This window comes from Enterobacter sp. 4974935 (assembly GCF_058661735.1).
This window is the reverse complement of the sequence record NZ_JBZWGT010000003.1, coordinates 1,777,292-1,793,880: the sequence shown is the minus strand read 5'-3', so window position 1 is coordinate 1,793,880 and position 16,589 is coordinate 1,777,292. Positions and strand designations below refer to the sequence as shown.

Genomic DNA, 16,589 nt, shown 5'->3' with positions numbered 1-16,589 from the left:
TGCGATTATAACGGGTCTACTTTCAGGCAGGAAACCGCATGTCGGAAACTGCCCTCCAGAACCGGCCGTGTTTTTGCACATTCCGGCCCGGCTATTGGGCATCGCGTACGGAATACGCAGCCTGAAGGCGGGTTGATTGGCGAAGGCAGTTCACCTTCCAGAAGCTGAATGGTTTTATTTTTTTCCAGATCGGGATCCGGAACGGGAACCGCAGACATCAGCGCTTTGGTATAAGGGTGCAGCGGATTATGGTACACCTCATCATACGTGCCCAGTTCCACGGCGTGGCCCAGATACATGACCAGCACACGGTCTGAAATGTGTTTTACCACCGCCAGATCGTGGGCGATGAAGATCAGCGACAGCCCCATTTCCCGTTGCAGTTTCTGTAGCAGGTTAACCACCTGGGCCTGGATGGAAACGTCCAGCGCCGAAACCGGCTCATCACAGATAATCAGTTTCGGTTCAAGGATCAACGCGCGTGCGATACCGATACGCTGGCACTGACCGCCGGAAAACTCGTGAGGGTAGCGGTTGATGAGGTTAGGCAACAGACCCACCTTCAGCATCATCGCTTTCACCCGATCGCGAACTTCCTGGCGCGGCATCTTCGGATGATAGGTGCGCAGCGGCTCGGCAATGATTTCGCCAATGGTCATACGCGGATTCAGGGACGCCAGAGGATCCTGGAAAATCATCTGGATATCACTGCGCACATTGCGCCATTCATCCGGCTTCATCCCCAGCAGATCTTTGCCAAGCCATGCCACTTTCCCGTCGGTGGCTTTCACCAGGCCGATGATCGCACGCGCAAATGTCGACTTGCCGCAGCCGGATTCGCCCACCACGCCCAGGGTCTCCCCTTCGTACAGGCGTAGCGTGACGCCATCCACCGCTTTCAGGGTTTTGGCAGGCTGCCAGAACCACTGTTTACCGTCTTTGATATCGAAATGGACCTTCAGGTCAGCGATTTCGAGCAGCACATTTCTTTTTTCGTCGATTGCGTTCATACCAGCTCCTCCAGCGGCTTAAAGCAGGCGCGTAGACGGCCTGGGGCAAACGCTTCCAGCGGCGGTGCGCTGTTACAGATTTCCATCGCATGCGGACAGCGTGGCTGGAACGGGCAGCCTTTTGGCAAACGCAGCAGGTTTGGCGGGTTGCCCGGGATAGTCAGCAGCGACTCCCCTTCCGCATCGAGGCGCGGTACGGCATTCAGCAGCCCGATAGAGTACGGGTGGGCTGGCTGGTAGAACACATCGCGGGCATTACCGTATTCCATCGTGCGGCCTGCATACATGACTAACACTTTGTCGCAGATCCCGGCAACGACGCCTAAATCGTGGGTGATCATGATGATGGCGGTGTTGAACTCACGCTTCAGCTCGTTCAGCAACGTCATGATCTGCGCCTGGACGGTCACGTCGAGAGCGGTGGTTGGTTCATCAGCGATCAGCAGTTTTGGCCGGCAAAGCAATGCCATCGCGATCATGACTCGCTGACGCATACCGCCGGAGAACTCGTGCGGATACATGCGCATGCGCTTGCGTGCTTCAGGCATTTTCACCGCATCCAGCATTTTGACGGACTCTTCAAACGCTTCGGCTTTGCCCAGCCCCTTGTGGAGCATCAGCACTTCCATCAGCTGTTCACCCACCCGCATATAGGGGTTCAGGGAGGTCATCGGATCCTGGAAAATCATTGAAATCTGCTCGGCGCGCAGCTTGTTCAGCTCATGTTCCGGCAAATTCAGGATCTCTTTCCCGTTAAACGTCGCCGAACCACCTATCACGCCGTTTGACGCCAGCAGGCCCATCAGTGCGAATGCGGTCTGGGATTTACCGGAACCGGATTCGCCCACAATGCCCAGCGTTTCACCGGCACGCAGGTCGAAGTTGAGATCGTTAACGGCAGTCACATCACCGTCGGGGGTTTTAAACGTCACGCGGAGGTCTTTAACGTCCAGCAGTGCGCTGGTCCGCTGTTGCGCCTGTGGCGCGGTTGCCGTTTCAATAATGGTCATGACGGCGCTCCTTAACGGTCTTTCGGGTCGAGGGCATCACGCAGGCCATCGCCGATAAAGTTGAAACAGAACAGGGTGACGACCAGGAAGCCCGCCGGATACAGCAGTAACCACGGTGACACTTCCATGGAGTTTGCGCCGTCACTTAACAGAGCGCCCCAGCTACTCAACGGCTCTTGCGTACCTAATCCCAGGAAGCTCAGGAAAGATTCAAACAAGATCATACTTGGCACCAGCAGGGAGGCGTATACCACCACCACGCCCAGCACGTTAGGAACGATATGACGCACCACAATATTGGCGGTAGAAACGCCACCAACCTGTGCGGCTTCGATAAACTCCTTACGTTTAAGGCTCAGCGTCTGGCCGCGCACAATACGCGCCATATCCAGCCAGGACACCATCCCGATCGCCACGAAGATCAGCAGGATATTTTGACCAAAGAAGGTCACCAGCAGAATGACGAAGAACATGAACGGGAAGGAGTTCAGGATTTCAAGCATACGCATCATCACGGAGTCCACTTTCCCGCCGAGGTAACCGGAAAGCGAACCGTAAAGCGTGCCGACAATTACCGCCACCAGCGCCGCTGCGATGCCAACCATCAGGGAGATACGGCCGCCAATCGCCACACGCACCAGCAAATCACGCCCGGAGGAGTCGGTACCGAAATAGTGCCCGGATTCCATATCCGGCGCGCTGGACATCATGCCCCAGTCCGTATCGAAATAGGTGAACTGAGAGAGCATTGGCGCAAGGGTTACGAAAAGCGCGATAAGCACCAGCACGACCAGGCTGGCAACGGCGGCACGGTTATGCATAAAACGACGGCGGGCGTCCTGCCAAAGGCTACGACCTTCGACCTCCAGCTTTTCACTGAAGTTTTCCAGCGCCTCGCTGTTTTTCTTACTCAACATCATGGCGTGCTCCAGTTAGTAACGGATTTTCGGATCGATAACGGCATACAGCACATCGACAACGGCATTAAACAGAATGGTCAGCGCGCCCACGAGGATCGTCAGGCTCAGCACCAGCGAATAGTCTCGGTTAAGCGCCCCGTTAACAAACAACTGCCCGATGCCCGGCAGGCCATAAATGGTTTCAATCACCATTGAACCCGTAATAATGCCGACGAATGCAGGACCCATATAGGAGAGCACCGGTAACAGTGCAGGCTTGAGAGCGTGACGGAAAATAATCCGGCGCATCGGCAACCCTTTCGCTCGGGCGGTACGGATAAAGTTCGAATGCAGGACTTCAATCATTGAACCACGCGTAATACGGGCGATACTGGCAATGTAGGCCAGAGATAATGCCACCATCGGCAATATCATGAACTTCAGCGCCCCGCCATTCCAGCCGCCCCCGGGCAGCCATTTAAGGGTTATCGCGAATATCATGACCAGCAACGGCGCGACAACGAAGCTGGGGATAACCACCCCGGTCATTGCGACCCCCATTACGGCGTAATCCCATCGGGTATTTTGTTTTAGTGCGGCGATAACGCCCGCAGTGACACCGAGAACAACGGCCAGGATAAATGCAGCAGCCCCTAATTTAGCCGATACCGGGAAGCTGGACGCCACCAGGTCGTTAACGGAATAGTCTTTATATTTGAATGACGGACCAAAATCACCGTGTGCAAGTTGCTTCAGATAGTTGAAGTACTGCGTAGTGATAGGATCGTTTAAATGATATTTCGCTTCGATGTTGGCCATAACTTCTGGCGGAAGCGTGCGTTCACCGGTAAAAGGACTGCCCGGCGCAAGACGCATCATAAAGAAGGAAATTGTAATTAGAATAAATAACGTTGGAATCGCTTCAAGACAGCGACGCAGGATAAATTTCAACATTGCCCGTACCTTCTGGCGTGTGCCTGATGAATGTTACAAAATAGACACAGTGGGGCAAGCTCGCACGCCCCACGTATTGCCATTAATGCTTGATAATATAAAGATTCTTAACGGAAATATTATCCAACGGGTCTTTACCGGTATAACCCCCTACCCATGGTTTCACGAGGCGGGCGTTAACGTAGTAGTAAACCGGAACGATCGCAGAGTCTTTATCGAGCTGTTGTTCTGATTTCGCGTACAGATCGGCGCGCTGGGCGTCATCTGCCACCTTCAGGGTTTCGCCAATCAGCTTATCAAACGCCGGGCTCTTATAGTGTGCGGTGTTGTTCGAACTGTCGCTCAGCATGGTGTTCAGGAATGAGGTCGGTTCGTTATAGTCCGCACACCATCCTGCACGTGCCACGTCAAAGGTTCCCTGGTGGCGCGTATCGAGGAAGGTCTTCCATTCCTGGTTTTCCAGCTTCACGTTCACGCCGAGGTTTTTCTTCCAGATAGACGCGACGGCAATAGCCAGTTTTTTATGCAGATCGGAGGTGTTGTACAGCAGGCTAAAGGTCAGCGGCTTGTCGGCGGTATAGCCCGCTTCAGCCAGCAGCTTTTTCGCTTCTTCGTTACGTTTTTCCTGGGACCATTTGAACCATTCAGGTTCAACAAGCTTCATACCGTCGGTGTAAGGCGGGGTGTAGCTGTAAGCCGGCAGGTCGCCCTGATTCTTCACTTTATTCACGATAATGTCGCGATCCAGAGCCAGCTTCAGTGCGGTACGAACACGTACGTCGGTGAACGGTGCTTTCTGGTTGTTAATTTCATAATAGTAGGTGCACAGATACGGATCGACGTGAACTTCTTTCGGGATCTCTTTTTTCAGCTTCTGAAACAGTTCAATCGGCATGTTGTTATAGGTCATGTCGATTTCGCCGCTGCGGTAGCGGTTTACGTCCGTTACCTCAGAAGAGATTGGCAGGTAGGTGACCTGATTGATAACCGTCTTGGCATTATCCCAATACTGCGGGTTGCGCTCCAGCACCATACGCTCGTTAACGACCCAGTCCTTCAGCTTATATGCACCGTTGGTCACGATATTCGCAGGCTGCGTCCATTTTTCACCAAATTTTTCTACCGCGGATTTTGGTACCGGAGAAACGGACGGGTGAACCAGCAACTTATAGAAGTACGGAACAGGTTCGCTCAACGTCACTTCAAAAGTGTTGGCATCGATGGCTTTTACGCCCAGGTCGGTTACTGGCTTTTTACCCGTGATGATGTCATCAATATTGGCGATATGGCCATACTGGAGGTAACTCGCGTACGGGGAGGCGGTATTCGGATCCGCCAGACGCTGCCAGCTATAGACGAAATCTTCGGCGGTAACCGGCGTACCGTCAGACCATTTGGCATCTTTACGCAGATGGAAGGTCCAGACTTTAAAATCTTTGTTGTCCCATTTTTCCGCCACGCCCGGAGCCGGGTGGCCGTCTACGTCAGTCACCAGCAGACCTTCAAACAGATCGCGGTTAACGTTAGACTCTGGAACACCTTCAATTTTGTGCGGATCAAGAGACTGCACTTCCGCACCGTTATTACGTACCAGCGTTTGCTTCTCAGCCAGCTGAACACCAGCAGGAACGTCCGCAGCCATTGCAGCGTTGCCCGCGATTAGCGCAGTTAAAATCCCTGCCGCTACCAGACTTTTTTTTGTGATGATGGACATTGTGTTGATACTCCACTCATTATTATGACTGGCCTTCGCCAGTTGTGTAATCCCCTGTTGGGGCCTGTACAGCGCAGGAGTTTTTTTTGCTGCTGTCAGGTTCTTTTTTTACTTCTTGCTATCATCGACTTCATTATTACTGACCGCTCGTACGGCGGTCTTGCGTCGATTCTTTACACCTCTCCCCTGTCAGAGAGATGCGTTGGATATCTTATGTGAGGGCTATATGAAAATAGTTCTCATCAACTTGTTTAATGCCGCAAAATATAAGGCCGGAAAGTACCAAATGGTGCCAACTCTCGCCAATACATTTTGCAAATTTGTTAAGCATTTCTCTTTTACGGAGTCAGGCGTAGCTATGCCGCCGACCACCTTTTACGCCAAAAACAAGTAAAACCCTTACAATACATTCAGTTGTAGAGTTCTCTCGTGACTGGTGCGATGACATGACAAATTCGAACGATTTTTCACGAAAATTTAACATCTGGTTATTATTTAGCACATTCGTCTGGGTCAGCGTCGAAATTACTAATATCATTTCGGTTATCTGTCAGCAAGCCCCAGAGTATCATGTGAGTAAAATAACAGAGCGTTTGAAGGATTTATGGGCAGAGAAGCAAACTGAAAATAAACAACCTCTTGAAAATCAACAAAAGAGGGTTATTAGTAGAACTTATTATGGCTGGTGCGTATTTCAACTTTATTTATATGATTTGCTGATATTCACGTAAAAAAACGGAGCCGCTGGCTCCGCTCTTTCAAACGAAAGTCAGTGTACTAATCCGGGGAATATACTTTTTATACCGGTAACGATAAATTCGATGCCTAACGCCATTAACAACAGACCCATGATACGGGTAATCACGTTGATGCCCGTTTGTCCCAGCAAGCGAACCAGCCATGGCGCCATACGAAATACGCCCCAGCAGCAAAGTGCGAACAGGGCAATGGCGACAGAGAAGCCAATCAGGTGCATCAGGCTGTGATAGCGTGTTCCCCATACAATGGTAGAGCTGATTGCCCCCGGGCCCGCCATCAGCGGCAGTGCCAGTGGCACCACGCCGATACTCTCGCGGATAGCTGTCTCTGATTTTTCCTGCTTATTCTGTTTATCCTCCCCCAGCTTGCCGCTGATCATCGACATGGCAATCGTCACCACCAGGATCCCGCCTGCTATTCGGAACGAATCAATCGAGATGCCGAAGACCTGAAGAATGGCGTCCCCCAGATAAAGAGACGTAAGCAAGATAATCGCCACCGACAGGTTTGCCGTCAGGTTGGTTTTATTTCGCGCGGCGGCTGTCTGATAGCTGGTCATACTGATGAAGACAGGGATAATCCCTACCGGGTTGACCAGGGCAAACAAGCCAATAAAAAACTTGAAATATGTAGGGAAATCAAAGAGCGTTTGAATCACATTAAGCTCCGCAATTGAGCATGGTCAGGGAGAGACAGCGTGTAATGATAAATCCGCGCTGAAGATACGCTTTTTAGCCGCACACTTCACCAGAAATCTGTTCTAAAACGTTATCAATTCATGATGTTAAACATTTGTATAATCAATGATAGCGCCACTTCCAATAGTTACTTAATTATTTAACACTGGAATAATTAGCACAAAATAACCCTGCTGAAAGGTATCAGCTTAGGACAAAATTGATCTTGATCATAATTTTCGTACTCAGAAGTGAGTAATCTTGGTTACGCCGCCAGGGAGATCACCTATCAAAAAGGTATGATGCTAAGGTAAGGCTCTTTTAGTAAATTAGTGAGCGGAAGCAGTGAGTAATCCTTTGTTTTACTGTGTGTTACGCAAGTGGGATCGGCTCTGACTATACTGTCAGACGTATCGAGCGCTGGTTTACTAAAAGAGTTTAAACATTATCAGGAGAGCATTATGGCTGTTACCAATATCGCTGAACTGAACGCCCTCGTCGAGCGCGTGAAAAAAGCCCAGCGTGAATATGCCAATTTCACCCAAGAACAGGTTGATAAAATCTTCCGCGCGGCCGCTCTGGCTGCTGCAGATGCTCGAATCCCTCTCGCTAAAATGGCCGTTGCCGAATCCGGTATGGGTATCGTTGAAGATAAAGTGATCAAAAACCACTTTGCTTCAGAGTATATCTACAACGCCTATAAAGATGAGAAAACCTGCGGTGTGCTGTCAGAAGACGACACTTTTGGCACCATCACTATCGCTGAACCCATCGGCATTATTTGCGGTATCGTTCCAACCACTAACCCAACCTCTACCGCCATCTTCAAATCTCTTATCAGTCTGAAAACACGTAACGCAATCATTTTCTCCCCGCATCCACGTGCGAAAGACGCCACCAACAAAGCAGCGGATATCGTGCTTCAGGCTGCCATTGCTGCGGGTGCGCCAAAAGATCTGATCGGTTGGATCGACCAACCTTCTGTTGAACTGTCCAATGCCCTGATGCATCACCCGGACATTAACCTAATCCTGGCGACCGGCGGTCCTGGTATGGTTAAAGCAGCATACAGCTCCGGTAAACCAGCCATCGGCGTAGGCGCAGGTAATACTCCTGTTGTGATCGACGAAACGGCAGATATCAAGCGTGCAGTTGCCTCTGTGCTGATGTCGAAAACCTTCGATAACGGCGTTATCTGTGCATCTGAACAGTCTGTTGTCGTGGTTGATTCGGTATACGACGCCGTTCGTGAACGTTTCGCCAGCCACGGCGGCTACCTGTTGCAAGGTAAAGAACTGAAAGCCGTTCAGGACGTGATTCTGAAAAATGGTGCACTGAACGCAGCTATCGTAGGTCAGCCGGCGTATAAAATCGCTGAACTCGCCGGCTTTAGCGTCCCTGCTACCACCAAGATTCTGATTGGTGAAGTGAAAGTCGTTGATGAAAGTGAGCCGTTTGCTCACGAAAAACTATCCCCGACACTGGCAATGTACCGTGCGAAAGATTTCGATGACGCGGTAGAAAAAGCAGAGAAGCTGGTGGCGATGGGCGGTATCGGCCACACCTCTTGCCTGTACACCGACCAGGATAACCAGCCAGAGCGTGTTGCTTACTTCGGTCAGAAGATGAAGACGGCACGTATCCTGATCAACACCCCTGCTTCTCAGGGTGGTATCGGTGACCTGTATAACTTCAAACTCGCACCTTCCCTGACTCTGGGTTGTGGTTCCTGGGGTGGTAACTCCATCTCTGAAAACGTTGGTCCAAAACACCTGATCAACAAGAAAACCGTTGCTAAGCGAGCTGAAAACATGTTGTGGCACAAACTTCCGAAATCTATCTACTTCCGCCGCGGCTCTCTGCCAATCGCGCTGGACGAAGTGATTACTGATGGCCACAAACGTGCGCTCATCGTGACTGACCGTTTCCTGTTCAACAATGGCTATGCAGACCAGATCACCTCTGTTCTGAAAGCGTCTGGCGTCGAAACTGAAGTCTTCTTTGAAGTTGAAGCTGACCCAACCCTGAGCGTTGTACGTAAAGGCGCTGAACTGGCTAACTCCTTCAAACCTGATGTGATCATCGCACTGGGTGGCGGTTCCCCAATGGACGCCGCGAAAATTATGTGGGTCATGTACGAGCATCCGGAAACCCACTTCGAAGAACTGGCGCTGCGCTTTATGGATATCCGTAAACGTATCTACAAGTTCCCGAAAATGGGCGTGAAAGCGAAAATGATCGCCGTCACCACCACTTCCGGTACCGGTTCAGAAGTGACGCCATTTGCTGTTGTGACTGATGACGCAACGGGTCAGAAATATCCGCTGGCTGACTACGCACTGACGCCAGATATGGCTATCGTTGACGCCAACCTGGTCATGGAAATGCCGAAATCACTGTGTGCGTTCGGTGGTCTGGATGCGGTAACTCACGCCCTGGAAGCTTACGTTTCCGTACTGGCTTCTGAGTTCTCTGACGGTCAGGCTTTACAGGCACTGAAACTGCTGAAAGAAAACCTGCCAGCTTCTTACAACGAAGGTGCGAAAAACCCTGTAGCTCGTGAACGTGTACACAGTGCGGCAACCATCGCGGGCATTGCATTTGCTAACGCCTTCCTGGGTGTCTGTCACTCCATGGCGCACAAGCTGGGTTCACAGTTCCACATTCCTCACGGTCTGGCGAACGCCCTGTTGATCAGCAACGTTATCCGCTATAACGCCAACGACAACCCAACCAAGCAGACTGCATTCAGCCAGTACGACCGTCCGCAAGCTCGTCGTCGCTACGCTGAAATCGCAGACCACCTGGGTCTGAGCGCACCGGGCGACCGTACTGCAGCGAAGATCGAGAAACTGCTGGCATGGCTGGAAAGCCTGAAGGCTGAACTGGGTATTCCTAAATCTATCCGCGAAGCAGGCGTTCAGGAAGCTGACTTCCTCGCTCACGTAGATAAGCTGTCTGAAGATGCATTCGATGACCAGTGTACTGGTGCTAACCCGCGCTACCCACTGATTTCCGAACTGAAACAGATCCTGCTGGATACCTATTACGGTCGTAACTTCACTGAAAGCGATGTCGCTGCCGTAAAAGTAGACATCCCCGCAGTTGTAAAAGCTGACAAGAAAGCGAAGAAAAATGCTTGATTGACAGTGTGAAAAAAACCCGCCGCTGGCGGGTTTTTTTATATCTGAGGATCCGTAAGACATTTTTTTTATTTGCGATTGTCGCCCTGTAACGCCGTCAGCGAGCCTACAGCCAGCGCCTCTTTATAATGCTTGCGGCAGACCGAGACATAACGTTCATTGCCCCCTATCACCACCTGCTCGCCATCAGCATAAGGCTTACCCGACTGGTCCAGGCGAAGAACCATACTTGCCTTGCGGCCACAAAAGCAGATAGTTTTCAGCTCAACCAGCTTATCCGACCAGGCGAGCAGATACTGGCTACCGGCAAATAACTCACCGCGAAAGTCAGTGCGTAATCCATAGCAAAGAACGGGAATATCCAGCTCATCAACGACCTCTGAAAGCGCATGGACCTGCTCGCGGGTCAGGAACTGGCTTTCATCTACCAGCACGCAATGGACAGGCTTAGAGGCATGCTGGGCACGAATGTCCTCAAGCAGGTCCGTTTCAGGGTTAAACAGCCTTGCAGGCGACGAGAGCCCTATTCTTGAGCTTACCTTCCCTGCCCCAAAGCGATCGTCGATTTCGGCGGTATAAACAACGGTACGCATCCCCCGCTCCTGATAATTGTATGAGGATTGCAGTAACGCCGTCGATTTCCCTGCATTCATTGCCGAATAGTAGAAATAAAGTTGTGCCATTGGCCGAAGAACCCTAATCAATGTGTAATATTCCCGATGGATCATTGTACCATATTTTGTATTGTCATCAGCGGCGGGCTGCGTGCTCCAGGCTGTTCTGCACCAATAAACTCTTCGTTGATAGCGCAAAATAATGCGTTAAAACAGACAGTAAAGGCTTTTAGCACGGACAATAAGGCGAGCTCGACACCGGAGATAACACTTCTTTTTATAGTGGCTTCTGCAATCTTTAAAATTCACTATTTATTAACTATTCTTCTGTTCGCTGCGCTTAGCCGGAGTAATACGAAAGGCTGATATTTATCAACCGCAACTATAATTCCTGAGGTAAAAGTCACAAAACAAACATGCAAATGACGCGCTTTTGCCGTTTGAAACGATATCTCATCGCCCCAGCAAACAATGAAATTTAAGTTAGCGTAATTAATAATAGCGTCATTAATTTTGTATTTTTTGAATTCCTTACATTCCAACCTATTGCACAAGTGAAATTAACGCTCTATTATTAGGACAACAAACCCACCCCCATTATAAGTTTGAGATTACTACAATGAGCGAAGCACTTAAAATTCTGAACAACATCCGTACTCTTCGTGCGCAGGCAAGAGAATGTACCCTTGAAACGCTTGAAGAGATGCTCGAAAAATTAGAAGTTGTCGTTAACGAACGTCGTGAAGAAGAAAGCGCAGCAGCGGCTGAAATCGAAGAACGTACACGTAAACTGCAACAGTATCGCGAAATGCTGATTGCCGATGGTATCGATCCAAACGAATTGCTGAACAGCATGGCTGCGGCTAAAACCGGTACCAAAGCAAAACGCGCAGCACGTCCTGCTAAATATAGCTACATCGACGAGAACGGCGAAGAGAAAACCTGGACCGGCCAGGGTCGTACTCCTGCTGTAATCAAGAAAGCTATGGACGAACAAGGTAAACAACTGGATGACTTCCTGATCAAGGATTAATCTGGAAAGATTCTGAAAAATCCCGCTTAATGCGGGATTTTTTATGCCCATAATATTCCCCAAACATCTCCTTACATTCTGTCATATTGCCTGGCTCACTATTTAACGTCCTTGACAATCTCCAGCCAATTACGGATCGACAGGCATAAAAAAACCGGTGGGCATCGCCACACCGGTCTTGTTCACTGGTCCGTGAGTTTATTACTTAATACCCACGCTACCTTTGAGCCAAGCTTTAAATTCTTCACCCAGGCTGTTATGGCGAATGCCATATTCGACGAATGCCTGCATATAACCGAGCTTATTACCGCAGTCATGGCTCTTACCTTTCATATGGTAGGCTTCCACGGTCTCTTTCTCGATCAGCATATCGATAGCATCCGTCAGCTGGATTTCATCGCCCGCACCCGGAGGCGTTTTGGCCAGCAGCGCCCAGATTTCAGCACTCAGTACGTAACGGCCAACGACAGCAAGGTTAGACGGCGCGACGTCCGCTTTAGGTTTTTCAACAACGCCAACCATTGGTACGCTTTCACCAGGTTGCAGGGCAACACCTTTGCAGTCAACCACACCGTAAGCAGTCACATCGTCGACTGGCTCAACCATAATCTGGCTGCTGCCGGTTTCGTCGAAGCGTTTAATCATTTCCGCCAGGTTTTCCTGGGAAAGATCGGACTCATACTCATCAAGGATCACGTCTGGCAGAATAACCGCGACCGGCTCATCACCCACTACCGGATGTGCACACAATACTGCGTGCCCCAGGCCCTTCGCCAGGCCCTGACGAACCTGCATAATGGTAACGTGTGGAGGGCAAATAGACTGCACTTCCTCCAGCAGCTGGCGCTTTACGCGTTTTTCCAGCATTGCTTCGAGTTCGAAACTGGTATCGAAATGGTTTTCGATAGAGTTTTTAGATGAATGCGTCACCAGTACAATTTCGGTGATACCTGCCGCAATACACTCATTCACGACATACTGGATTAATGGCTTATCAACCAGAGGCAGCATCTCTTTTGGGATTGCCTTCGTCGCTGGCAACATCCTGGTACCCAATCCCGCCACCGGGATAACGGCCTTTCTGACTTTCGAATTTAGGGCAGCCATTGAAATTCTCCTGAACTGTTCAAGTTTTGAACTTTTATGCATTGAATAACGCGTTGAGTATACAGTCTCAGCCACTAATACGGGTCTGAAAAGAACGCGTTGCCGATCAATTAAGACAAATACGCATGAAACTTGCAGCGATAGTAGCACTGCCAGCAAAAACACAGGTAAAGCAATCTGAAAAATAAAATCTGACTGCTTACTCCGTGGACAACATTAAGCGTAACCGCCCACCGGCACCCCAAATTTGGCACTGCCAGGAGGTGCAGCGATGGCTAATTTGATTAAGGTAAGTATTACCCAACGTTCCCAACGGCACACCGTTACTCACCTGTATATGGTGTTCGCCGGTATTCAGCGTGGCATTTAATCCAGCAGAGACCAGAATAAGGTTATTCAACCCGCTGTGATAATAGCCAACCAGAAGCGGGAACTGCCCCGGCAAATTGGCCTGGCGAAAAAGTTGGTTGACCTGTTTTAGTAAACTGCCTAACTCAGGAAGTCGTTGCCCCTGATGGGATAATTGTTCCTGTAGCAATCCATTAAACAGCGCACGGAGTAATAAGGCCGCCAGAACGCCGTTATCTCTCGCTCGGGTAACATCCAGGCAATAAAAAGCGAGGTCGGAATCTGATAGCGGCGCAATATCCAGCACCAGTCCAGGCTGGTCAGCCGCTACCAGCTGGCGATAATTTACTCTGCAGTGAGAGATATTTTGCTGCACCGGCGGCTGAAGTTCCTGAAGCAGCTTCGCGGCCGCGAGCGGATTACTGACTAAAGCATCCCAGTCCTGGAAAAGACGTTCTTCTTCTTCCACCCGGGAATTAAACATATTGGGATACAGGCAGGCCAACACCGTTTCACGCAGTCGGTTTAAATCTTTAACCGGTTTGAGCAGGATATCCTGCACACCCAAACGCAACGCCTTAGCAATATCCGCCATATTTTCGGTTGCCGAGATCACCAGTATCGGTGTCTGATAACCTTCGTTACGCAGGTTTTCCACCAGCATTAATCCGTCCATGCGCGGCATCTCGAGATCGCAGATCATCAGATCAGGCGCCATGCTGGCCATTTTTTCCAGTGCCTCGACGCCATCTTCGGCAAGGGACGTGGTTGCACCCAGTGAGGATAACCACGAATCCAGTAGCGATCGGAAAACGGGCTCGTCTTCTACTATCAAAATATGTTTTCCGGCCAATGGCTGTGTCATGGTTCCTCCCCTGGCTGACAGTTACTCAATAGTGGCATGCTATTGGTACTATCGCCTGTCAGATTTTGCTGAAGTAATCAAAAAAGTGCTTAACGTGCTGTACGCACAAAAGGCAACAGTTCATCTATTTTCTTTTCGACGGCTAACGAGCCCGCTGCTATGGCGGCCTCAGCCCGGTGGAAATCAAGGGTAGAGATTTGTGGACAATAGGGCTGAATAAGAATATCCGGAGGATCGCCAGCCATACGGTTTCGCTTCAGGCGATTCTCAAGAATTTGAATGGAGGTCGTCATGATTTCAATGGCGTTCGGCGCGGTCACCGTGCGACGGGCAGTCAGGTGCCCTATTCTGCCGCGTAAACGCGCATGCCAGGCAAGTTTCTCTTCTTCCGCATCATCGCTCTGAAGATTAACCGGCATCAAATCCTGCTGCATAAGGTGAGCGTCGTGCTGTAAATCCACTGCAATGACGATATCTGCCCCCATGGCGCGCGTCAGAGAGATGGGCACAGGATTCACCACGCCGCCATCAACGAGCCAGTAGCCATTATGAGGCACAGGCGCCATTAACCCAGGCATGCTACAGGATGCGCGAACGGCGAGATGAATATCCCCTTCGGTGAGCCATAACTCCCTGCCCGTACTGAGGTTGGTTGCAACGGCGCCGAAAGGCATTTGGCAGTGGCTGAAGTCAGCGAGGGGCATTATCTTACGAAACTGATTGAATACGCGTTCGCCGCGCAGCAGGCCGCCACGCTGCCAGGAGAGATCCATCAGGCGTAGTACATCCCAGTAACTAAAGGAGCGCACCCAGCTTTCAAGCTGCGGGAGCTTACCGCAGGCGTACGCGGATCCGACCAGCGACCCGATAGAACATCCTGCGACAATATCAACGTCAATCCCCATCTGGTTTAAGGTATTGATAACGCCAATATGTGACCAACCCCGGGCTGCACCTGAGCCCAACGCCAGTCCAATTTTTACCTTTCTCATTAGCCCTGTTTTACTTCCCCTGGATTCCCGACATAGCGTCAACGCACCTGCTCAGTTAACATATTGCTACCTTAAGCGTTTAACGCCTTATTTTTTGTTCCAGGAAGAGAATCGTGTCTCAACTCTGCCCCTGTGGTAGCGCTCTGGAGTATAGCCTATGTTGCCAGCGATATCTTTCTGGCGAGCAGGTTGCACCAGACCCGTCACACCTTATGCGCTCGCGGTATACTGCTTTTGTGATCAAAAACGCAGACTACCTGATTAAAACCTGGCATCCGTCCTGTGATGCTGCCGATTTTCGGCAAGAGATTGAAGCCGGATTTGCCAACACCGTCTGGCTGGGCCTTACCGTCTTTGATGCCGCTCCCGGCCGCGATGCCAACGAGGGCTATGTCAGTTTTGTCGCCCGCTTTAGCGAACAAAACAAACCCGGCGCCATCATTGAACGCTCACGGTTCTTAAAGGACAGCGGGCAATGGTATTATATTGACGGCACACGTCCGCAATTCGGTCGTAACGATCCCTGCCCCTGTGGTTCAGGAAAAAAATTTAAAAAGTGTTGCGGCAGTAATGCCTGACAACTCAGACTTCGCAAATACATAAACAGGATTTCCCGGCGATGCAATCATTACAACGTAAAGTTCTGCGCACTATCTGTCCCGATCAAAAAGGACTGATCGCACGAATTACCAACATTTGCTACAAGCATGAACTGAATATCGTGCAGAACAACGAGTTCGTTGACCACCGTACCGGTCGCTTCTTTATGCGTACCGAGCTGGAAGGTATTTTCAACGACACAACCCTGCTTGCCGATCTGGACAGCGCCCTGCCGGAAGGCTCGGTGCGCGAGCTAAACCCGGCGGGTCGTCGCCGCATTGTCATTCTGGTCACCAAAGAGGCGCACTGCCTGGGCGATCTGCTGATGAAAGCCAACTACGGTGGCCTGGACGTCGAAATTGCCGCCGTCATTGGCAACCACGAGACGCTGCGTACGCTGGTTGAACGTTTCGACATTCCGTTTGAACTGGTCAGCCATGAAGGTCATACCCGCGAAGAGCACGACAACCTGATGGCTGCTGCGATTGAAGCACATAACCCGGACTACGTGGTGCTGGCAAAATACATGCGCGTGCTGACGCCATCCTTCGTGGCGCGCTTCCCGAACAAAATTATCAACATCCACCACTCCTTCCTGCCAGCCTTTATTGGCGCGCGTCCGTACCACCAGGCGTACGAGCGTGGGGTGAAGATCATTGGCGCAACCGCGCACTACGTGAATGATAATCTGGACGAAGGCCCAATCATCATGCAGGACGTGATCCACGTGGATCACACCTACACGGCAGAAGATATGATGCGAGCTGGCCGTGACGTTGAGAAGAACGTACTGAGCCGTGCGCTTTATCAGGTACTTGCTCAGCGCGTCTTTGTGTACGGCAACAGAACGATTATTCTTTAATC

At 50.7% G+C, this 16,589-nt stretch carries 14 protein-coding genes; 4 read left to right on the top strand and 10 right to left on the bottom strand.

Annotated features, from left to right (window positions below; genetic code table 11):
* Positions 1-5: 5 nt before the first annotated feature.
* The 6 genes from oppF to AC4OVS_RS09645 form a co-directional block, all read right to left on the bottom strand.
* Positions 6-1,010, bottom strand: a complete 1,005-nt coding sequence (oppF, locus tag AC4OVS_RS09670; RefSeq protein WP_022648351.1) for a murein tripeptide/oligopeptide ABC transporter ATP-binding protein OppF — start codon at positions 1,008-1,010, stop codon at positions 6-8.
* Entirely contained in the window at positions 1,007-2,020 is a 1,014-nt protein-coding gene (locus AC4OVS_RS09665) for an ABC transporter ATP-binding protein (RefSeq protein ID WP_017384234.1), read from the bottom strand. The genes oppF and AC4OVS_RS09665 overlap by 4 nt, the downstream gene beginning before the upstream one ends.
* 11 nt (positions 2,021-2,031) lie before the next feature.
* Positions 2,032-2,940 carry an oligopeptide ABC transporter permease OppC gene (gene oppC, locus AC4OVS_RS09660; RefSeq protein WP_015570372.1) on the bottom strand — a complete coding sequence of 303 codons (909 nt, stop codon included), beginning with the start codon at positions 2,938-2,940 and terminating at the stop codon, positions 2,032-2,034.
* Positions 2,941-2,952: 12 nt separating this feature from the next.
* Positions 2,953-3,873, bottom strand: coding sequence for an oligopeptide ABC transporter permease OppB (oppB, locus tag AC4OVS_RS09655; RefSeq protein ID WP_003856738.1), 921 nt, complete (start codon positions 3,871-3,873; stop codon positions 2,953-2,955).
* 82 nt (positions 3,874-3,955) lie between these two features.
* Entirely contained in the window at positions 3,956-5,587 is a 1,632-nt protein-coding gene (gene oppA, locus AC4OVS_RS09650) for an oligopeptide ABC transporter substrate-binding protein OppA (protein WP_003856736.1), read from the bottom strand.
* Between the two features lie 769 nt (positions 5,588-6,356).
* Entirely contained in the window at positions 6,357-7,004 is a 648-nt protein-coding gene (locus AC4OVS_RS09645; RefSeq protein ID WP_017384236.1) for a YchE family NAAT transporter, read from the bottom strand.
* 480 nt (positions 7,005-7,484) lie between these two features.
* On the opposite strand from AC4OVS_RS09645, the gene adhE reads away from it, so the two are divergent.
* Positions 7,485-10,166, top strand: coding sequence for a bifunctional acetaldehyde-CoA/alcohol dehydrogenase (adhE, locus tag AC4OVS_RS09640; protein ID WP_022648353.1), 2,682 nt, complete (start codon positions 7,485-7,487; stop codon positions 10,164-10,166).
* Positions 10,167-10,234: 68 nt separating this feature from the next.
* On the opposite strand, the gene tdk is transcribed toward adhE, so the two are convergent.
* Positions 10,235-10,849, bottom strand: coding sequence for a thymidine kinase (tdk, locus tag AC4OVS_RS09635; RefSeq protein WP_032622434.1), 615 nt, complete (start codon positions 10,847-10,849; stop codon positions 10,235-10,237).
* A gap of 550 nt (positions 10,850-11,399) precedes the next feature.
* Between tdk and hns the strand changes: the two genes are divergently transcribed.
* The gene (gene hns / locus AC4OVS_RS09630) at positions 11,400-11,813 is read left to right on the top strand and encodes a histone-like nucleoid-structuring protein H-NS (RefSeq protein ID WP_003856724.1); all 414 of its coding nucleotides are present in this window, start codon (positions 11,400-11,402) and stop codon (positions 11,811-11,813) included.
* A 201-nt stretch (positions 11,814-12,014) separates the two neighbouring features.
* On the opposite strand, the gene galU is transcribed toward hns, so the two are convergent.
* The 3 genes from galU to rssA form a co-directional block, all read right to left on the bottom strand.
* Positions 12,015-12,920 carry a UTP--glucose-1-phosphate uridylyltransferase GalU gene (gene galU / locus AC4OVS_RS09625; RefSeq protein WP_022648355.1) on the bottom strand — a complete coding sequence of 302 codons (906 nt, stop codon included), beginning with the start codon at positions 12,918-12,920 and terminating at the stop codon, positions 12,015-12,017.
* A gap of 199 nt (positions 12,921-13,119) precedes the next feature.
* Positions 13,120-14,133: a two-component system response regulator RssB gene (gene rssB / locus AC4OVS_RS09620; protein ID WP_491922350.1), complete on the bottom strand. Its 1,014-nt coding sequence runs from the start codon at positions 14,131-14,133 to the stop codon at positions 13,120-13,122.
* Between the two features lie 89 nt (positions 14,134-14,222).
* Entirely contained in the window at positions 14,223-15,125 is a 903-nt protein-coding gene (gene rssA / locus AC4OVS_RS09615) for a patatin-like phospholipase RssA (RefSeq protein ID WP_491922349.1), read from the bottom strand.
* A gap of 113 nt (positions 15,126-15,238) precedes the next feature.
* On the opposite strand from rssA, the gene AC4OVS_RS09610 reads away from it, so the two are divergent.
* Both AC4OVS_RS09610 and purU read left to right on the top strand, forming a co-directional pair.
* Complete coding sequence (locus tag AC4OVS_RS09610; RefSeq protein WP_022648358.1) at positions 15,239-15,703, top strand: YchJ family protein; 465 nt, start codon at positions 15,239-15,241, stop codon at positions 15,701-15,703.
* Positions 15,704-15,744: 41 nt separating this feature from the next.
* Positions 15,745-16,587, top strand: a complete 843-nt coding sequence (gene purU / locus AC4OVS_RS09605; protein WP_003856715.1) for a formyltetrahydrofolate deformylase — start codon at positions 15,745-15,747, stop codon at positions 16,585-16,587.
* The last annotated feature ends 2 nt before the right edge of the window (positions 16,588-16,589 follow it).

Excerpts from the sequence above, each read along its gene's own strand:
- oppF (WP_022648351.1), bottom strand. The coding sequence starts at position 1,010 with ATGAACGCAATCGACGAAAAAAGAAATGTGCTGCTCGAAATCGCTGAC.
- AC4OVS_RS09665 (WP_017384234.1), bottom strand. The coding sequence starts at position 2,020 with ATGACCATTATTGAAACGGCAACCGCGCCACAGGCGCAACAGCGGACC.
- oppC (WP_015570372.1), bottom strand. The coding sequence starts at position 2,940 with ATGATGTTGAGTAAGAAAAACAGCGAGGCGCTGGAAAACTTCAGTGAA.
- oppB (WP_003856738.1), bottom strand. The coding sequence starts at position 3,873 with ATGTTGAAATTTATCCTGCGTCGCTGTCTTGAAGCGATTCCAACGTTA.
- oppA (WP_003856736.1), bottom strand. The coding sequence starts at position 5,587 with ATGTCCATCATCACAAAAAAAAGTCTGGTAGCGGCAGGGATTTTAACT.
- adhE (WP_022648353.1), top strand. The coding sequence starts at position 7,485 with ATGGCTGTTACCAATATCGCTGAACTGAACGCCCTCGTCGAGCGCGTG.
- tdk (WP_032622434.1), bottom strand. The coding sequence starts at position 10,849 with ATGGCACAACTTTATTTCTACTATTCGGCAATGAATGCAGGGAAATCG.
- hns (WP_003856724.1), top strand. The coding sequence starts at position 11,400 with ATGAGCGAAGCACTTAAAATTCTGAACAACATCCGTACTCTTCGTGCG.
- galU (WP_022648355.1), bottom strand. The coding sequence starts at position 12,920 with ATGGCTGCCCTAAATTCGAAAGTCAGAAAGGCCGTTATCCCGGTGGCG.
- rssB (WP_491922350.1), bottom strand. The coding sequence starts at position 14,133 with ATGACACAGCCATTGGCCGGAAAACATATTTTGATAGTAGAAGACGAG.
- rssA (WP_491922349.1), bottom strand. The coding sequence starts at position 15,125 with ATGAGAAAGGTAAAAATTGGACTGGCGTTGGGCTCAGGTGCAGCCCGG.
- purU (WP_003856715.1), top strand. The coding sequence starts at position 15,745 with ATGCAATCATTACAACGTAAAGTTCTGCGCACTATCTGTCCCGATCAA.